This window comes from Enterobacter sp. CRENT-193 (assembly GCF_002787395.1).
Classification (GTDB): domain Bacteria; phylum Pseudomonadota; class Gammaproteobacteria; order Enterobacterales; family Enterobacteriaceae; genus Enterobacter; species Enterobacter hormaechei_C.
Genome location: NZ_CP024812.1, coordinates 1,939,246 through 1,958,682 on the forward strand (window position 1 = coordinate 1,939,246; position 19,437 = coordinate 1,958,682).

The following is a 19,437-nucleotide window of genomic DNA, read 5'->3' on the forward strand; positions in this document are numbered from 1 at the left end:
TGCTATCAGGTAATGATGTGTTGCTGGTTTACAAGCTCGTCGTAGGTGGTCTGAACATTGTCCAGCGTAACGAGTGTAGATTTAGTGTAGGCGGCTCCCGTGCCGTCACGGTCGATGGAGATCACAGTATTGTTACCGCTTTGTGAAACAGAGACATAGTTCCCCAGCGTCGACGCGCTACCGTTCCACCCCACCAGCAGATCGCCAATGTCGATCTTGTCTCCCTGCGTGAGGGAGAAGTTCGTCCAGTGGTCGCCCGTGCTGTTACCTGCGGTGGCGTTACCCGCCGTGTTGTTCAACACCTGATAAATCAACGTGTCGCCGTAGGCCGTACCGCTAATCACATCGTTATGCTCCGAACTGACAAATTTCGGCGCCATGTCAATGGTCAGCGACGCGGTATCTTTAACACCGTTGGCATCGGTCAGGGTGTAGTTAAAGACCTCCTTGCTGGTAATGGTAGAGAGCGAGATACCCGGGTTGAGGGTGTAGGTGTAACTGCCGTCAGCGGCAATCGCCAGCGTCCCGTAGTGGCCCGTGATGTTTGACATCGTGCTGCCGGTGTACGGATCCAGCGTAGTGGTAACGCCGTCGTAGCCGGTAATGCTCACGCGGGTATCAACCGAGTGGAGCTGGTCCATCGCCCCTGCGGAGTCGGTGCCGTCGAAGATATTGCCGTCAACGGTGTGGGTACCCGTCGCGTCGAACTGCGACAGCGAGTAGCTGGTGCCGGTCACGCTTGGGGTGATGGTGATATTTCCTACCCCCAATGGCCCCATTTTGCCCGTATAGCTCAGCGTATAGGTTCCCGCCTCCAGATCGAGACCCGTCAGGTTGATGGTCGCCGTGCCGCCCAGCAGTAACCCACCGTTAAACGAGCCGGTTCTGACGGTGGTTGCGCCGTTGGACAGCGTCCAGTCCACCGTTAACCCGGTAAGCGTCAGCAGCGAGGCGACGTTAAACGACAGAACCACGTTATGCAGCGCGGTATTAGGATCCACCACGAAGGTCCCGCTCCCGCTGCCCTGGGTTGAGGCAAGCAGCGCAGCGTTCCAGCTCGCCGACCCGACCGTCGTATCGGAATAGGCGGCCGTATGGTGAACCGACGTGACGTCCATCGCGGTGCTGACATCGTTTACCGCATCCATTGGGCGCGCGGTTGGGGTGATGTTCAACGATGCCGTGTCTTTCGAGCCGTCAGGCGCGGTGATGGTGTAAACGAAGGTATCCGGCGTGCTGATATGGTCCGCGCCGACCCCGCTGTTCAGGGTGTAGGTGTACTCTCCGGCCGCGTTGATCCGCAGCGTACCGTACTCGCCGGTGATCTCCGTCAGACCGCTGCTGTTCACCGCCACGCCGTTAACGTCGGAGACTACGGTACCCGCTGGCGCAATATCATCCGCCAGCACATCGCCGGTGGTGCTCTCGCTCACGCTTGCCACGCTGTAGACATGATCCTGCAAGACGTTCAGCGTGTAGGCCGTCAGCGCGGTGATCCCCGCCGCCGTATTGAGCAGGAACAGGTACTCACCGGCGGGCAGATTCAGCGTCAGCTGCGGGGAGGTGCCGCCCAGCAGCGGCGCGCGCAGCCAGCCGGGTTCAACGCGCATCTGCTCGAAGGTCTGTGTCGCATTGTTGAACTTATAGATGTAAAGGTCGAACACCGAGGCCAGCGCGACGCCGCCCACGGACGCCTGAACGGTCATGGTGCGGGTGGTGCCTTCTTCCACGTTATAGATGATCGGGTTGGCCAGATCGTCCAGCAGGTTCAGCCCCAGCGTATTGCCAAGGTTGATCCCCACCAGGGTAAAGCCGCCCTGCGACGAGGTGCCGTTGTTGATCGCCTCCACGGTGGTATCGAAGGTCAGCGAGGCGGTATCGTCCACGGCCACGATACCGCTGCTGCTGGTGCCTTCGCCCAGCGACAGCACCAGATTTGCCGAGGCGCTGGTGCCGTTGTGGGTGATGGTGTAGGTAAAGTTCTCCGTGCGGCCAATGACGGCGGCGCTGGTGTTGGTCAGGTTATAGGTATAGCTGCCGTCCAGGTTGATGGTCAGCGTGCCGTACTGCCCCTGAATCACTGTGCCGTCAGCCGTAACGCTGGTGGTGGTGCCCTGGGCGTTGGTGACCGCGGTGACGGTGGTGCCCGCCGGGGCGTTGTCGCTGCCTGCGGTTGGATCCACGTCGGTGATGACGTTACCGACAATGTTGGTTTCGCCGGACACGGTGCCTGCGCTGGTCTCTTTCACCGCCACATCGAGGCTGGTGTAAGAGCCGGTTGCCAGCAGGTTAGTGTTGTAGCTCAGGACGCGATACTGACCATCCGCCAGACCGGTCAGGTTCAGCGACACCCCCGTCGCGCCGAGGGTCAGCAGGTCAGCGAACTGCGGCTGTCCGGTATCGACCACGGTGGTCCAGGTATTGTTGGCGGCGTCAAAGCGCTGTACCACCAGCTCAAGGGTATTGAGCAGGGAAAGAACGGCACCCGTGGCGTTGGCGTTCACGGCAATATCCGCACTGCCGCCGTTGCCGACGGTGAAACCTACCTGCGCGGTGTCGTTGCCGAGCAGCGTCAGCACGTTACCTACGGCGCCCACCAGCAGGAAACCATAGTCGCTGTACTGCGAGTTGGTCACCGTTGCGGTGGTCGTCAGCGCCAGCTCTTCAACGTTGGTGCTGGCAGAGAGCGGCACCACCGGCGCAAGGGCTGAGCCGGGCAGCGAGACGTTCCCTGCCGCATCGGTGGCGGTGATTTGCAGCGTCTGGCCTTCCGTCTGTTTATTGAGGAAGGTGTAGCTCCAGGATCCGTTGCTGTCTGCCGTGGCGGTGACCGTTGAATTGTCCGCCAGACGGATGGTGACGGTGCTGCCCGCTTCGGCGCTACCGGTCAGTACGCTGCCGTCTGCGTTGAAGGTCCCGGTTGGAGCCGTTGGCGCAGTGAGATCGACAATGACGGTGGTCGACGTGGAAATCGGGCTGGTGCCCGAGCCGTTGCTCGCCGTGGCGGTGAAGGCATGTGGCCCTTCGCTCAGCACCGGCGTGGTGAAGCTCCAGTTGCCGCTGGCATTCGCGGTGACCGTGCCCATCAGCACCCCGTTGTTATAGAGGGTGATGGTCGCGTTCGGCTGCGCCGTGCCGCTCAGGGTTGGCGTGGTGTCATCGGTGGTTTTCCCGTTGGTCAGGTTGCCCGTCACCGTGCCGACGTTATCATCGATGTTAGCGATAACCGGCGCGTTCGGGATCGTGGTGATCGGGGCAATCACGGAGGTGGTGATACCCGCGTTACCGGCCTTATCGGTAGCAAAGACAATCAGTGACTCCCCGCCGGTCTGTGGAGGGGTGAGGGTGGCGCTGAAGTTTCCGCTGCCGTCCGCAACGGCTGTGCCAAGCACGGTTCCGGTGCTGCTGGTGATGGTGACGGTACTTCCCGCTTCCGCCGTACCGGTAACCTGCGTCCCGTTGGTGATCACCGCCAGCCCGGTTGGGGCTGCTGGCGGCGTCAGGTCAACGTTGATCGTGATAATCGGCGATGGCGCGCTGGTATTGCCCGCGGCATCGGTGGCGGTGGCGGTGAAGCTATGCGCGCCTTCGATCAGCGTGGTGCTGGTTTGCGGCAGCGTCCAGTTGCCGTTGGCATCGGCAGTGACGGTTCCCACCAGCGTCGTGCCGTCGTAAATACGTACGGTGGCATTGGCTTCCGCCGTACCGTTTAAGGTCGGACGGGTGTCGTTGGTTGGGTTGGTGCCGGTGACAGGGCCGGTGACGGTTCCCACATCATCCACAATCGAGGTGATTGCCGGTGCGACAGGGGCGGTGGCATCCACATTGATGGTGTAACCCCCGGTCTGTGCGCTGGCGTTGCCCACGGCGTCGGTGGCGGAGAAGGTCAGATTATGCGGCCCGTCAGCCAGCGGGGTGGACGGCGTAAAGCTCCACGCGCCGCCGGTGGCGACCGCGGTGCCAATCTGTACCCCATTGTCGTAGATGGTTACCGTCGCGCCGGCTTCTGCCGTACCGGTGAGCGTTGGACGTGCATCGTTGGTTAACCCGCCGTTGGCGACAGGCGTCGCAGCATTACCGACGTCGTCGGTGATGCTGGTCAGCACCGGTAGCGCTGGCGGCGTGGTGTCAATGGTCAGGCTGAAGTCGGCGGACGGCGCGCCGGTGTTCCCCGCCTGATCCGTTGCTTCTGCGGTAAAGGTGTGTGACCCGGTGCCCAGCGGCACGGTGATATCCACGGTCCAGTTGCCGTTAGCATCGGCAGTACCGGTGCCCACCAGCGTAGTGCCTTCGTAGATATTCACGGTGGCCAGCGGCTCGCTGGTCCCCACCAGGCGCGGGAGAGGATCGTTCGTGGTCTGGCCGGAGCCAATCGCCCCGGTGATGGTGCCAACATCGTCAATCGCCTGGGTGATAACCGGCGCGGCAGGCGCAGTCGTATCCACAACCAGCGTAAAGCCTGGTGAGGCAGGACTGACGTTGCCCGCGGCATCGGTTGCCGTGGCGGTCCAGGTGTGGCTGCCGTTTGCCAGCGTGCCGGTGGTGAAGCTCCATACGCCGTTGGCATCCGCCACGGCGGTGCCCACCGGCTGACCATTCTCATAGATGGTGATGGTCGCGTTGGCTGCCGCGGTGCCGTTCAGCGTTGGCGTGGTGTCGTCTGTGCTTTGTCCCGAGGCGACCGGGCCCAGCACGGGACCGGCATTGTCGGTGGCAGGGGTAAAGACCGGTGCTTCGGGCACCGACGTATCCACCGTCAGGTTGAACGGTGGCGAGGTGACTCCGGTATTGCCTGCGGCATCGGTGGCGTTAAAGGTAATGGTATGCGGCCCTTCACCCAGCGCGGTGGTCGGCGTGAAGGTCCAGTTACCCTGGGCGTTGACGACCGCCGTGCCGATTTCCACATCATCGACAATAACGTGCACCGTTGCGCCCACTTCCCCCGTACCGTTGAAGGTTGGACGGGTGTCGTTGGTGGAACCGTTGCTGGCGATGATTCCCGTTCCCGGGCTGACATCGTCTATCACCGTGGTGACCACCGGGGCCGCAGGGCCAGTGGTATCCACCGTAAAGGCGAACACTGGCGAGTTGGCGGAGACGTTTCCAACATCATCGCTGGCGTTTACGCGCAGGTTATACGTCCCGTCCGTCAGGACCGGATCCGGCGTAAAGGTCCAGTTACCGTTGCCGTCGACCGTAGTGGTACCAATCTCCACGCCGTTATTCAGAACGTGAATAGTGGTGCCCGCCTGGCCGGTGCCGCTCAGGGTTGGCGTGGTGTCATTTGTCACCTGCCCGGCGGTAAGCGGGCCGGTTACGCCACCCGGGGCGTTGTCGCTGACCGTAACGATCGTCGGCACCTGTGGCGCAGTAAGATCGATTTCGACGCTCCAGGCGTTGGACGGCTGGCTGACGTTGCCCTGCGGATCCGTGGCTCTGACGGTAAAGTCATGCGTCCCTTCGCCGAGGGCGGTTTCAGGAGTAAATGTCCAGACGCCGGTACCGTCTGCTGCCACGGTACCAATCTGCGTGGTGCCATCAAAAATGGCGACGACGCTGTTCGGCTCAGCGGTACCGGTCAGGGTTGGCGTGGTGTCGTTGGTTGGATCGCCGCTTGGAACAGGCGTTGCCGCATTGCCTGCGTTATCCGTCACGCTGGTAATCACCGGCGTGGTAGAGACGGTGTCGACCACAATGGTGATCCCGGCCGACGGGGTGCTCTCATTGCCTGCCGGATCGGTGGCGGTCACGGTCAGGGTGTGGCTGCCGTCGTCCAGCACAGGCGGCGTGTAGCTCCAGGTGCCAGTCGGACCGACAATAACGGTGCCCAGCGGGTCGCCGTCATCGTACACCGTAATGGTGTCCCCGGCCGTGCCTGTCCCGGTCAGGGTAGGACGGTTGTCGTTGGTACTCTGCCCGTCGGCGATTGGCCCGGTGATCGGACCTACGTCATCGGTCACCGCACCGATGGCTGGCGCTGTCGGGGCGGTAAGGTCGACGGTGACGGTCGCGACAGGCGACTGTCCGCTGGTCGCGCCGGTGGTGGTGTTAGTGGCGGTCACGGCGAAGGTGTGTGGCCCTTCCGTCAGCGGCAACAGCGGCGTGTAGCTCCAGTTGCCGTTTGCATCCGCAACAACGTTGGTCAGCGGAACCAGCACCCCATCCTGATAAATGGCGATCACGCTGCCCGGATCGGCGGTGCCGGTAAGGGTAGGCGTGGTGTCATTGGTGGTTTTATCTTTCACGTCGCCAGTGACAGGATCGACGTCATCGTTGATCGCCGTAATCACCGGCACCGCAGGCAGATCGAGCGGGGAGTCCGGCACGTCAAAGGTGGTTGACGGGCTGGCATTGCCTGCGGGGTCCGTGGCGATCAGCGTCAGCGTCGCGGCATCCAACTGGGCCGGGGAGAGGGCAATGGAGAAGGAGCCTCCCGTCGCGACCCCGGTCCCGATGATATTGCCGTTGGCGTCACGAACCGTCACCGTGGTTCCGTCATCCGCCGTCCCGGTCAGCGGGGTGCCCTCCGCGGCAATGGTCATATTCGTTGGCGTTGCAGGCGGCAGGGTATCCACCGTCACGCTGAGATCGCCGGAGCTGGCGGAGGTATTCCCCGCCGCGTCACTCGCGACCACTGAGAAGGTATGCGGCCCCTCGGTGAGCGCAGGGTCGGCGGTCCAGGACCATGTCCCGTTCGGCTGAACCTCCACGACCACCGGCGAGGCGACACCATCAACGGAGACGGTGACGCTCGAACCCGGCTCGCCAATCCCGGTGAGGGTTGGCGTACCGTCGCGGGTGTAAAGCACGCTGTTGGTCAGCTGGCTGTCAGAGACGGCGTCAATTTGCGGCACGGTTGGCGCCTGCGTATCAACCTCCACCGTAAAGACCGGACTTACCGGGCTAACGTTACCGGCATCGTCCACCGCGGCGACGGTGATATTCAGCGGGCCGTCGGTTTGTGTCGGCAGGGTATAGGACCATTCATTATTGACGACTTCTACGCGCGCGACTTCCACGCCGTTGTTGTAGATGATCACCGTCTCGCCGGTGGTGCCGGTTCCGCCGATGCCTGGCGTAGTGTCGTTGGTAGACTCGCCATTCTGCACGCCACCAATGGCACTGATAACCGGAGTATCCGGGGCGAGGGTATCGACCGTTATCGTGATACCGGCTGATGGCACAGATTCATTCCCGGCTTCATCGGTGGCGGTCGCCGTGTATTCGTGCGTCCCTTCGCCAATGTTGCTCTCAGGACGCCAGCTCCAGTTACCGTTACCGTCCACCGTAACGCTGCCCACGGCCTGCGGCTCGCCTGTACCCACCTGGTCATAGATGGTAATGACGTCATTCGGCGTACCGGTGCCACTCAGGACCGGACGCGGATCGTTGGTGGATTCGCCATCCAGCACGGGTCCGGTGATCTGGCTTACGCTGTCTGTCACCGTTGGGGTTCCCGGTTGGGCAGGCGCGTCAGTATCAATGGTAATGGTCACCGGCGTGGACGGCGCGCTTTCGTTCCCGGCGCTGTCCTGGTTAGTGACCGTCAGGGAGAGATCGTAGGTGCCGTCAGGGAGCGGATCATCCGGCGTCCAGCTCCAGTTACCGTCGCCATCGATCTCGGCTTCACCAATTTTAGTAGCGCCATCGTAAATGTTCACGATATCCCCCGGCGTGCCCGAGCCGCTCAGGGTTGGCGTGGTATCCCGGGTGGTCTCCCCTGGATTCAGGGCCGTCCCCGGCGTGCCGCCGTCCGGGTTGACGGTGATCTCAGGAATATCCGGCGTTGCAGGCGCGGTCGTGTCGATCGCCAGTTCAAACGGCGGCGAAATGGTGGTGTTACCCGCCTCATCCGTTGCGTGGACCGTCAGCGAGTGCGGGCCGTCCGTCAGCGGCGTGGTTGGCGTAAAGCTCCAGCCGCCGCTGCCGTCGAGCACCGCCGTGCCGAGCAGGGTGGTTCCGTCATAGATCGTGATGGTGGTGCCGTCCGGTGCGGTTCCCTGCAACTGCGGCAGCGTGTCGTCGGTGGTGTCCCCGCTGTTAAGCGGAAGCTGCACGGGCCCCACGTTATCGGAGACGGTGTCAATGGTGGCCGCTGGTGGCGGGGTGGTATCGACGGTAAGGGTAAAGCCGGCTGATGGTGCGCTGGCGTTACCGGCCGCATCGCTCGCGACGACGGTGAACGTATGCTGCCCGTTCACTAATGGGGTAGCAGGTGTGAATGTCCATGCGCCACCGCTGTTAACAACGGCAGTACCAATATCCTGTCCGTCCAGGCGGATCGTCACGGTGGAGCCCGGCTCACCGGTACCGTTCAGCGTCGGGAGCGTGTCGTTGGTAGTTTCATTGGTGTCGAGCGCACCCGTGCGGCCCGGTACGTCATCAATGACCTGCGTAATGGCCGGCGCGCCCGGCGCGGCGGTATCCACCGTGATGCTCCAGGTGTTCGATGTCCCGCTGAGGTTATTATTGGCGTCAACCGCCGTCGCCGTCAGCACGTGCCCGCCGTCCGGTAGCGCGGTTTCCAGCGTGATGGACCACTGACCGTTCGCCGAAACCAGCGCGGTGCCAAGCACGGTATTACCGCTGTAGAGGGTGATGGTGGTGCCAGGCTCGCCCGTTCCGTTGATGGTTGGCGTGTTGTCGTTGGTGAGACCGTTCTGGCTGACAGGACCGGTGACGCCTGGGGCATCATCCACCACGCCCGTGATGACAGGGGTTTGTGCCGCGGTGATGTCCGGCGCGTCAAACGGCGCGGTTGGGCCGGTGTTTCCGGCGTTATCGGTGGCATCGGCGGTCAGGGCTTCGCCGTTGGCTTTCGGCGGGATCAGTTCAACGCTGAAATTCCCCTGATCGTCGGCGACTGTTTCCCCGACCTTCACGCCATTTTCACGGATGGTGACGGTGCTGCCCGGCTCGGCTGTACCGGTTACGGTGGTGCCGTCGGCAGAGATCACCACGTTTTCCGGTGCCAGCGGTGGGGTGCTGTCTGGCGCGTCGGCAAAGCCAGACGGGCTGGTGTTACCGCTGCCGTCGGTGGCCGTCACTTCAAGGGCTTCGCCGTTGGTCTGGGCTGGCGAAATCGGGATGGTGAAGGTGCCGTCCGGGCCGGCGGTGGCCTGGCCGATGATCGTACCGTCCGGCGCTTTAATGATAATCGTGCTGTTTGGCTCGGCGGTTCCGCTGACGCTGGCCCCGTCTTCCGCCACCACCAGGTTGCCCGGTGCGGCAGGTGGGGTGATATCCGCTGCGTTGACCAGCGCCGGTGAGCTCTGGTTGCCTGCGGCATCGGAGGCGACCACGGAGATAATCTCGCCGTTGGTCTGCGCAGGGTTCAGGTTGACGACATAGTTGCCGTTGCTGTCGGCAGTGGCGGTCCCGATTTGCAGCCCGGCATTGTTGGTGATGACGATTTTACTGCCCGGCTCGGCGGTACCGGTGATCTGGGTGCCTGCGGAGTTGAGCGTCGCAACCGGCATGTCTGGCGGCGTAAGATCGACGGTAAAGTTGATCGGCTGAGACAGACCGCTCTGGTTGCCTGCCGCATCGGTTTCCCGCAGGGTAATCGAGTGTGCGCCTTCTGCCAGTGGACTCGTCGGCGTGATGCTCCAGGTGCCGTTCGGCAGAACGGTGGTGGTGCCGATAACAACGCCGTTATCGTAAACCGTGATCGTGCTGCCCGGTTCGCCTCTGCCCGTCAGACGTGGCTCTGAGGCATCGGTAAACTGCCCGGCACCGATCGCTCCTTTCAGTACGCCCGTGTCGTCGTTAATGATAAACCCGGAAGGCGTTTGCGGCGCGGTGACATCTACCGTGACGGTAAAGACCGGCGAGGCTGGGCCAGTGTTACCGGCGACGTCGGTGGCGCGCACGGTAAGCTGGTGGCTGCCTTCGCTCAGGTTCACCGACGGCGTAAAGCTCCAGCTTCCGTTGCTGCCCACAATCGCTGTGCCAATGGCAATGCCGTTATCATAGATGGTGACCGTCGAGCCCGCTTCCGCCGTACCGGTGAGCTGTGGCCGTGGGTCGTTGGTGCTGCTTCCACTCCCGAGTGTGCCGGTGCCAGGCGCAACATCATCGGTGATGCTGACGATCGCTGGCGCGCCAGGCGCGACGGTATCGACCACGAAGCTTACCGCCGTGGACGCCGGGCTAGTATTTCCTGCGGCATCGGTCGCGGTGGTGGTAATGGCGTGGTTGCCTTCAGACAGGTTGGTCGACGGGGTAAAGCTCCATTTCCCGGTGGCATCGGCTGTGGCGGTACCAATCGGTTTCCCGTTGTCATAGAAGGTAATGACGGTGCCGGCTTCACTGATGCCGCTGAAGGTCGGGCGGGCATCGTCCGTGCGTTGTCCGTTGCTCAGCGGGCCTGTTTCGGCGCCTACGTTATCATTGACGGTGACAATCTCCGGTGCATCCGGCGCGGTTAAATCCGGTGCCGTGACCTGAACGCCCGGGCTGGTATTGCCGGACGGATCGGTGGCGGTAGCGGTGATCTGTTCCCCGTTGGTGAGCGGCGTACCCAGATCAATCGTAAATTTCCCGTCGCTACCCGCTTTGCCCGTTCCGATGGTGTTGCCATCGGCATCTTTCAGGGTAACGGTGCTGCCCGGCTCAGCGGTACCGGTGACGGTTTTGCCGTCAGGGGAGACCTCCAGATTGGCCGGGGCATCCGGTGCGGTGAGATCCGGTGCCGTGACCTGACCGCCCTGGCTGGTATTGCCGGATGGATCGGTGGCGGTGGCGGTGATCTGTTCCCCGTTGGTGAGTGGCGTACCGAGATCAATCGTAAATTTTCCGTCGCTGCCCGCCTTGCCCGTTCCGATGGTGTTGCCATCGGCATCTTTCAGGGTAATCGTGCTGCCCGGCTCAGCGGTACCGGTGACGGTTTTGCCGTCAGGGGAGACCTCCAGATTGGTGGGGGCATCCGGAGGCGTGGTATCTGGCTCGGAAGGATTTCCCGGATTGCCGGGATTCGGGCTGTTGTTATCGTCATCCCCGCCACCTCCACCGCCAGTTCCCGCCGCAATGGCAATCCCACCTGCGGCGGCCAGGCCACCCAGCACCCAGGGCCACGCAGCGGCGCCGCCGGCATCACTCCCTGACGCCGCCAGTAATGCATCGGTGGAGGCGATGGATTCATAGGTTGCGGCACCGGTTGGATCTTCAATCCACCACAGCGCACCGTCGCTCTCCTCAAGCACCAGCTGGCTCACGCCCTGCGCGTCGGTGACGTAGAAATTCTTGAGGGTAATCACTTCGCCCGAGTTGAGGGTAATCACCAGATCGTTTCCGCTGCGGGAGTAACCTGAGATGTCGGCGCGATCCACGTTAAGTTTAACGATTGAGGAGTGATCGAGTGTTATCTGTGTCCCTTCCGTGGTCGTTTCCACGCCAGTTAATTTAGATATAACAGATATTTGGCTCATACAATTATTACTCCAGCTGAGTGATTGGTTACGGCGTGTAAAACAAAGCCATCGTTTCTGAAGAGACGAACGCGCTCCCGGCGAAAATACTGTTTAATAAACAGGATTTACCGTTACTTTCTTCAGCGCGACCGATGCCCGCCAGGATTAAAAGTGGCAACCTCAGGGCAAAGCTAATTATTTACACAGGAAATAGTTGTTTATTTATATGTTTGCGATTTATAAGCCTTATTATTTGTGCAGGTATTGATTTATTTCGTTATGAAAATGATATAGCTATAAATGTCTGAATATGCAAATTAAGTGTTCGTAAACCCAGCACGGCTATTGCAGGGGCGATTAATTGATGGCGTTAATATATTTCGTTAGCTATGAGGGCACGTGGGTCAAGGGTTTTGGCGTTAAAGGTGCAACCCTTAAAACGCTGCTGGTGGGGCGATAATAATAATTAAAATGTGCGGTAAATATTTAATTTTGGTTATGTTTAATTTCTGCTTAATAGTAATTTAAGTTAGGGTAAAATTTCTGGTGTATGATATATTTTAAATTCTCTCATTTATAAAATATATTTTTGCGTGCGGGTTAATTTCTGCTACTCCAAAAATAACGTGTTTTCTTCTCATGTTTTATAAATAAAAGGCCGCAAGCGTGGCCTTTCAGAGGCAATCGGTATTAGCCTAAAGAAATTAAGCCGATTTCCACGAGGGCGGCTAATGTCAAAAGAATAAAAAGGATAACAATTATTGGTCTGTACATTTTTAAGGTTCCATCCTTGTGTGAAGTCCTGCCCATCGTGTCCGTTGTCATTTTCCATGGTAATGACGTGCTGTCGTTGATGCTCATCAAAGGGACGCAGCAGATTGAGGAAAATCTGCATTCAGGGTTGGAACCATTCAACGCTGTGTGGGTTGCGTGGCGGGGAGCTGTCGCCACTGGCGGATGTGCTCGATCAGGGCTCTGAGCTTGGGGGCCATATTGTGGCGCTGGGGAAAATAGAGATAAAAACCAGGAAAAGATGGAAGAAACGCATCCAGTAAGGAAACCAGCTGTCCTGATTCAATGTACGGTGTGAAGGTGTCCTCGGTGGCAAAGGTTATACCACCGCCGGCCAGCGCGAGGCTGAGCATAAGACGCAGATCGTTAGTGGTGATTTGTGGTTCAATTGCCACATCGAAAGGGACGCCTGCTTCCTCAAACTCCCAGCGATAGGGGGCAACGTCCGGGGAAGGGCGCCAGCCGATACACCGATGAGCGACCAGCTCACGGGGATGCGCCGGTGCGCTGTGTGTCGCCAGATAGGAAGGTGAAGCCACCACCCGTTCACGCTGCTGGCCCGTAAGGGGAATCGCGATCATGTCTTTTTCGATAACTTCGCCCAGTCTCACCCCAGCGTCATAGCCCGCTGCCACGATATCGAATTCCTCATCTGACACGAAGACATCAAGCGATACCGCAGGATGCGCGGCCGTAAACGAGGCGAGCAGTGGGCCCGAAAGAAACGCTTCCGCTATTGAGGTGACAGCGATCCTGAGCTGTCCGCGCGGCATGCTGTCCGAGGTGACATCGTCAAAGGCCGCCTCAATGTTGGCGATGGGCCCCAGCAACGATTTATGCAACCGTTCACCCGCTTCGGTGAGCCTTACCGAGCGCGTGGTGCGCATCACCAGCAGGGTCTGAAACCCATCTTCGAGACGTCTTATCCCCTGGCTGACAGCGGAACGGGTGATGCCCAGCCGCCCGGCGGCCGCGCTGAAGCTGCGCTCCTCGGCGACCGCCAGAAAAAGCGGTAACAAATTAAGATCAATTTTCATTGTTTAACATCGCTAACCAGTGAGTCCAGTAAAGGCAGGATACAAGAAACAATGTTGAGACTCTATGATTGCTTTGAACTCAACTGAAGGAGCAAAACATGAACAAAGTGATCTTAATTACCGGTGCCTCCAGCGGTATTGGAGAAGGTATTGCCAGAGAGCTGGGAAAGGCAGGCGCAAAAGTTTTCCTGGGGGCACGCAGGCTGGAGCGCATCCACGCCCTGGCTGATGAAATCCGCAGCGCAGGAGGAGAGGCAGAGGCTCAGGTATTAGACGTTACCAGCCGCCAGTCTATGGCCGCCTTCGTTGAGGCAGCACGGGAAAAGTGGGGCCGCATTGACGTTCTTATTAACAATGCGGGCATTATGCCTCTGTCTCCGCTTTCGGCTGGCAAGCAGGATGAGTGGGAACGCACCATTGACGTGAATATTAAGGGGGTACTGTGGGGAATTGGCGCGGTTCTGCCGATTATGGAAGCCCAGAACTCGGGGCAGATCATTAATATTGGCTCGATCGGTGCCTTGTCCGTCGTGCCCACGGCCGCCGTCTATTGCGCGACCAAATTTGCGGTCCGGGCCATTTCCGATGGTTTGCGTCAGGAAAGTTCAAACATCCGCGTGACCTGCGTCAACCCCGGAGTGGTGGAAAGCGAACTGGCCTCGACCATTACGCACAAAGAAACCATGGCGGTGATGGATGCGTACCGGGCTATTGCTCTCAAACCAGCTGATATCGCTCGCGCCGTGCGCCACATCATCGAGGCGCCTGAGAGTGTCGATACCACCGAAATCACCATCAGACCTACGGCCTCCGCAAACTAACGTAGCGGGTCAGGCATCAGCCTGACCCGCTTCACTCTCTTACCACGGCTGTTCGGGCGGCATAATAAACAGCTCTGCCACGTTCACATGTTCCGGTGCCTGCAACACGTAAGGAATCGAGTCGGCGACATCATCGGCTTTCAGGAACGTCATCTTCTCTTTCAGCTGTTCCATCTGTGCACGATAATTTTTGTCACTGATATGCTCGAATAATTCACTTTCAACGGCACCCGGCTGAAGCGAGGTGACGCGAATGTTGAACTGAGGCGCCAGCTCCACGGACGGGGGGGTTATATGCCGCTGCCAATGGTCGAGGAAGCTTTCGCAGCGGGAAAACGGGTTACGCTGAACGTGCAGATGCAGCCCGACGTCGGGACCGGTTTTTCCATGCGGGCAGTGCACCTGGAAGAACATCCGCCCGGCCAGGCCAGATGCTGGTTCGTTAACACGCTGAAAGGCTGACATGCCGGGTATCAATAGCATCGTTGGGTAGCCAGCATTCATTGCTCAGGAGGGCTTTCCACTCTCTCATTGCGCTGGTTGGAACCCACGGTGTTACCGGCGCGATCCGAAATCTCATACTCAATGGTAACGTTATGCCTGGTGGTCGGTGTGACGGTGATGTCCTTGATCCTGCTGCCCGAATCGGGGGGAAGCGTGAGGCTTGTATTGCCTTTAGCCAGCACCCGACCATTTTGCTTCACCTGCCACTTCAGACGACACGCCTCACAGGCGGACCAGGTGTCATTGATCGCCCACAGGCGAACCGTTGCTTCGCTTCCCTGACGCCACACCGCCGTCACGGGTTCAATCGACGGCAGAATGGGCTGATAGGCTTTTTGCAGGGCGTAGTAGCCCGCTTTCGGCTTACGCAGATAATCCACGACGCCCCAGTTGATGGAGGGCCAGGTTTCTACAAACATAAAGTGGAAGAGGGCAGTTACCGGCTGGTAGCGCTGCCGACGATAGCTCTCTGCCGCCATTGCCACCAGCTCTGCCTGGTAACGCTGGGTGTTGGCAATCATCTCCTGAATGGTATTGCCCCGCGGAATATTGGCAAATTTAAAGGTCTGGAAGGGCTGGAAGTTATGGTATTTCCAGTGCGTCCAGCCGGGATCGTCGGCGGCGGTGCTTTTCGGCCACATCAGGCGGGCGGGAATGATGGTTTTCAGGGTTGAGAGTCGCGGTAGCGCCTGAGCGCCAAACTCCGTGATGATCGCGGTTTTGGCGGGGCCAAGAAGATCGCGCATGGTGCCAAAGTACCATCCGGCCCAGTAGTGTTCTTCCACCGCAGAAAAACGATGCACTATGCGCGAGGTATCTTGCGAAAGCGCGTCTCCGACGCGTTTCGTCAGCGTCTGGTTCAGGTTTTTATTCCAGTCGGGAAAGCGTTTTTCCATCCACGGTGAATTCCATGGCGGCTCGTTATGACCGCCCCAGACGATAATGGCCGGGGAATTACCAAACTGTTCAACCATCTCGCGGGTCTGTCGCACGGCATTATCCGCGAAGGCGTCGCTGTTATTGTAACCCCATTGCAGGGGGACATCCTGCCAGATCATCAGCCCCATTTCGTCAGCCACATCGTAAAGTGCCCGGCCTGCCACATGCGAGTGAACGCGTATCGCGTTGGCGTTCATTGCCTGCACCAGCCTGAAATCGCGGCGATATTTTTTGCGTGTCATGGTGCTAAGCCACGGGGAGCCGATGTAATTACTCCCTTTGATAAACAGGCGTTTGTCATTAAAGAGCCAGCCCTTGTTGTCAGGCTGCTTCACTATCTTGCGTAACCCGGTACGGGCAACTGCGGTATCCATCACTCCTTGCTTATCCGTCAGGGTTGCGCGCACTCGGTACAGGTTTGGCCTGCCATAGCCCACTGGCCACCAGAGCCTGGCGCCTTGCATTGGCAGCGTGACGCGAAGCGATTGCGGCTTTCCGTCCGTTCTCGCAAGGTTTACAGGGAATTCCTGCTTTACAGGCGGGCCCGTAAAATTGTCTGGCGTGGCCGACAGGCGCAAAGTTACGTCACCGGCAGACAACGCCCGGTAGCGGATCTCGGCGTGCAGCGCTGGTTTGCTCAGCCCTTCACGCCAGTCCGGACGCAGTATTACCTCGTCGATGGTCACTCCGCGGCTCAAATGTAGCTTTACCGGCGACCAGATCCCCCCGGAGTTGGCATCCTGGCCGTCCTCTGACCAGGCCCCGCCAGGGCGGGTATCGTGCTGGTTAAGTACGCCTTTAACCATCGTTTTATGCAGCGGCCAGATTGTTTTCGGATCTTCCCAGGGACTGTCCACCCGCACGGCGAGCTTATTGTGTCGCTGCAAAGCATCGCTTATGTCTACCGAGAAGCGCTGAAAATACCCCTCGTGATGGGCAAGATGCCTGCCGTTGAGCGTGACGTCGGCAAAATAGTCCACGCCATCAAAGACCAGGGTGGCCATGGTATCGGGCGCGCGCCTGGGCAGGGTAAATTCGTGCCGATACCAGAGGGCACCCTGATGATCGTATCCGGCGCTGTACCAGTTGGCCGGAACCGCAATCGATCGCCAGTCGCGGTCAGGCGCGCTGGCGCCATCAAAGGTGCTGAGGTTGGCGTCATGCACGCGCCACATTCCGGCCAGTGACCAGGTGACGGGCTGGCTGGCCTGGGCCAGCAGAGGGCTAATTGCCAGCAGCAGAAGAAGCCTGATCATCTTTAACCTCCTGTGCTCTGCGGCGCAGCCAGGCCGCAGAGCGTCTGGCCTCCTCGATAAGCTCGCCATGTAAAACGCTCAGCCCCGTCTGGTTCAGCGAGACCGCCTGACTCTCCAATTGCTGGAGCACTTCTGAAAGACGAATGAAACCGAGGGTGACGGCTTCGCCGCGAAGCTTATGAGCGGCCCGCCGCAGGGCATCGCGGTCATTATGCGCAATGTTCAGCGCCATGGCTGCCACCGCCTCGTCAAGACCGTTGCCGAACAGCGCCAGCAATTCATTAACCAGTTCAGGATCGTCCGCGCACTGTTTTAACAGCTGTGCCTCATCTGGCAGACCCTTATCTTCTCCGGCGAGAACATGGGCTATCTCCTCCCTGAGCGCCTCCTGACTTACCGGCTTGGCAATATAGCCGTCGAAGCCCATTGCCAGACAGCGCGCCTTGTCACCCTGCATGGCATGGGCGGTCATCGCGATGGCGGGCTGGTGGCTACGCCCCCGCGTCAGTGTCTCCTCACGAAGCAGGCGAATGGCCGTTTCACCGTCCATTTCTGGCATTTGCAAGTCAACCAACATCAAATCCCAGGACTGTTCACGCCAGCGTTCGAGGGCCTCCCGGCCATTGGATACCACTTCGCAACGGTGGCCGAGCTGCTCCAGCAGGCGTCTGGCGACTTTCTGATTCACCAGGTTGTCCTCGGCCAGAAGAATGTGAAGTCCGCCCTGCGCCGGTACAGGCGAGGTGACGGGAGAGGGAGAAAGAGAAGGGGGCGATGCCAGATGTGGAGCGGGTGCCAGGACGCTGGCTATGGTTTGATAGAGTTCACGTTGGGCAACCGGCTTATGCAAATAGTGGGCAACCCCGATGCGCTTGAGCATATTGGCATCGAAATGGCGGCTCATGGAACTGAGCATAATGATGTGGCTTTGCTCGGCCTGCGGCATAACAGAGAGCTCAATGGCCAGCGATACACCGTCCATATCCGGCATCTGGGCATCCAGCAGGATCAGCGGCCAGTATCCCCTTTTTGCGGTCAGGCTTAACGCTTCCCCGGCGTTGTTAACACAGGTCGGTGTCAGACCCATCTGGCGAAGCATGGTGTCCAGCAGCCGCAGGTTGGTACTGTTGTCGTCTACCACCAGTACCGATTCGCCGTTAAAGCGTGCTACAGGAGCATCGGTTGCTGAGACAGCCAACTGACCTTCCAGTGGCAACGTAAAAGCAAATTCGCTGCCTTCACCCGGCTCGCTCTGAACCGTTAGCTCTCCGCCCATCAGACTTACCAGGCGGGCAGAAATGGTCAGCCCGAGGCCAGTACCGCCGTAGCGGCGGGTGGTAGAGCTATCGGCCTGGCTGAACGCCTCGAAAATGGCTTTTTGTTTCTCCATCGGGATGCCAATGCCGCTGTCGCGTATGCGAAAACGCCAGTGCCCTTCACTTTCTGTAGGCTCTATTGCCAGCATAACCTCACCGTGATGGGTGAACTTCAGCGCGTTGCCCAGGAGATTAGTCAGAATTTGACGTAGTCGGGGACCATCAACGATGAGCACTTCCGGCACCCCCGGAGCGATATCCACCAGCAGTTCAATGCCTTTTTCGCTGGCGGAGGGCATATGCGGGCGGATGAGCGACTGCACAAAGGGGCGGATTTCCAGCGGCTCTGTATCGACGGTCATCTTACCTGACTCAATGCGTGAGAAATCGAGAATGTCATTGATGATATGCAGCAGTGACTGCGCTGAACTCATCACCAGAGAAAGATATTCACGCTGTTCGGGGGTGAGCTGTGTATCGAGGCAGAGCTGAGTCATGCCCAGAATGCCGTTCATCGGGGTGCGAATTTCGTGGCTCATGTTGGCGAGAAATGCACTCTTCGCCTCGTTGGCCTCCCGGGCCACTTTCGCCGCTTCAATGGCTAACAACTCGGCCTCCTTGCGGCGGGTGATGTCCTGTAGGGTGCCGATCACCCGTTCGGCCTGCTGCTGCATACTGAGGGTGACCACCTGTCCCGAAACCAGCATCCAGCGCCAGCCCTGCGTCGCGTGTTGCACGCGAATCTCACTTTCAAACACCGGCATGTGCTCCTGCCTGGAGGCGATCATCGCGTTGCGCAGGACGGCACGATCCTCTTCATGGACCAGATTCAGTAAAAAGCGCAGCGGGTAGTGCAGCTGCGTACGCGACTGACCCACCATCGCCAGCAACGTATCGTTCACCTCCAGGCTGTCGTGAGAGACCTGCCAGTTCCAGATGCCGATCTGAATGGACTCTGCGGTCAGTAAAAAATCATCGTGCAGCTGCTGGCGCGAGCGCTGGGCGTCGTCAAGCTCGGTAATATCGGTATGCAGGCTGAGAATGCCGCCATCGGCGAGACGCTGGTGCTGCACGTAGAGCCGCCGGTTTCCCGACTGCCGCACCTCTCGATGGCTTGACTGACGGCAGTTGCGAACGATCGCTTCACGCAGGGTCCGGCGGCGGGTGGAGTCGATGTTATAACCCGCATCAATAAATTTCTCCGCCAGGCTCTCGAGGGAAGCGCCGGCGATCAGCCAGGGGGCGATCACCGGGTAAAAGCGCGATATCTGGTCATTCCAGGCCAGCAGATGCTCGGCGGGATCGTAAATCATCACCCCCACAGGCAGCGCGTTGAGATCGAAACGGGATGTGGCTCGCAT

At 59.6% G+C, this 19,437-nt stretch carries 6 protein-coding genes; 1 reads left to right on the forward strand and 5 read right to left on the reverse strand.

Annotated elements, in window-relative coordinates; all coding sequences use genetic code 11:
• Positions 1-5: 5 nt before the first annotated feature.
• Positions 6-11,429: a BapA/Bap/LapF family large adhesin gene (locus CU081_RS09600; RefSeq protein ID WP_022651697.1), complete on the reverse strand. Its 11,424-nt coding sequence runs from the start codon at positions 11,427-11,429 to the stop codon at positions 6-8.
• An 893-nt stretch (positions 11,430-12,322) separates the two neighbouring features.
• Positions 12,323-13,240: a LysR family transcriptional regulator gene (locus tag CU081_RS09605; RefSeq protein ID WP_003862232.1), complete on the reverse strand. Its 918-nt coding sequence runs from the start codon at positions 13,238-13,240 to the stop codon at positions 12,323-12,325.
• A gap of 98 nt (positions 13,241-13,338) precedes the next feature.
• Between CU081_RS09605 and CU081_RS09610 the strand changes: the two genes are divergently transcribed.
• Positions 13,339-14,061 (forward strand): SDR family oxidoreductase, encoded by a 723-nt coding sequence (locus tag CU081_RS09610; RefSeq protein WP_022651695.1) that lies wholly within the window; start codon positions 13,339-13,341, stop codon positions 14,059-14,061.
• A gap of 39 nt (positions 14,062-14,100) precedes the next feature.
• Here the strand turns inward: CU081_RS09610 and CU081_RS26480 are convergent, their stop codons facing one another.
• Genes CU081_RS26480 through CU081_RS09625 form a run of 3 tightly spaced genes read right to left on the reverse strand, consistent with a single transcriptional unit; the run spans position 14,101 to position 19,437 of the window.
• On the reverse strand, positions 14,101-14,526 hold the full coding sequence (locus CU081_RS26480; protein ID WP_050597016.1) for a hypothetical protein: 426 nt from the start codon (positions 14,524-14,526) through the stop codon (positions 14,101-14,103).
• 35 nt (positions 14,527-14,561) lie between these two features.
• The gene (locus CU081_RS09620) at positions 14,562-16,760 is read right to left on the reverse strand and encodes a glycoside hydrolase family 2 protein (protein WP_022651693.1); all 2,199 of its coding nucleotides are present in this window, start codon (positions 16,758-16,760) and stop codon (positions 14,562-14,564) included.
• Complete coding sequence (locus tag CU081_RS09625) at positions 16,729-19,437, reverse strand: hybrid sensor histidine kinase/response regulator (RefSeq protein ID WP_022651692.1); 2,709 nt, start codon at positions 19,435-19,437, stop codon at positions 16,729-16,731. The genes CU081_RS09620 and CU081_RS09625 overlap by 32 nt, the downstream gene beginning before the upstream one ends.

Bases quoted from the DNA above. Each gene is read 5' to 3' on its own strand.
- CU081_RS09605 (WP_003862232.1), bottom strand. From the start codon at position 13,240: ATGAAAATTGATCTTAATTTGTTACCGCTTTTTCTGGCGGTCGCCGAG.
- CU081_RS09625 (WP_022651692.1), bottom strand. From the start codon at position 19,437: ATGCGAGCCACATCCCGTTTCGATCTCAACGCGCTGCCTGTGGGGGTG.
- CU081_RS09610 (WP_022651695.1), top strand. From the start codon at position 13,339: ATGAACAAAGTGATCTTAATTACCGGTGCCTCCAGCGGTATTGGAGAA.
- CU081_RS09620 (WP_022651693.1), bottom strand. From the start codon at position 16,760: ATGATCAGGCTTCTTCTGCTGCTGGCAATTAGCCCTCTGCTGGCCCAG.
- CU081_RS09600 (WP_022651697.1), bottom strand. From the start codon at position 11,429: ATGAGCCAAATATCTGTTATATCTAAATTAACTGGCGTGGAAACGACC.
- CU081_RS26480 (WP_050597016.1), bottom strand. From the start codon at position 14,526: ATGTCAGCCTTTCAGCGTGTTAACGAACCAGCATCTGGCCTGGCCGGG.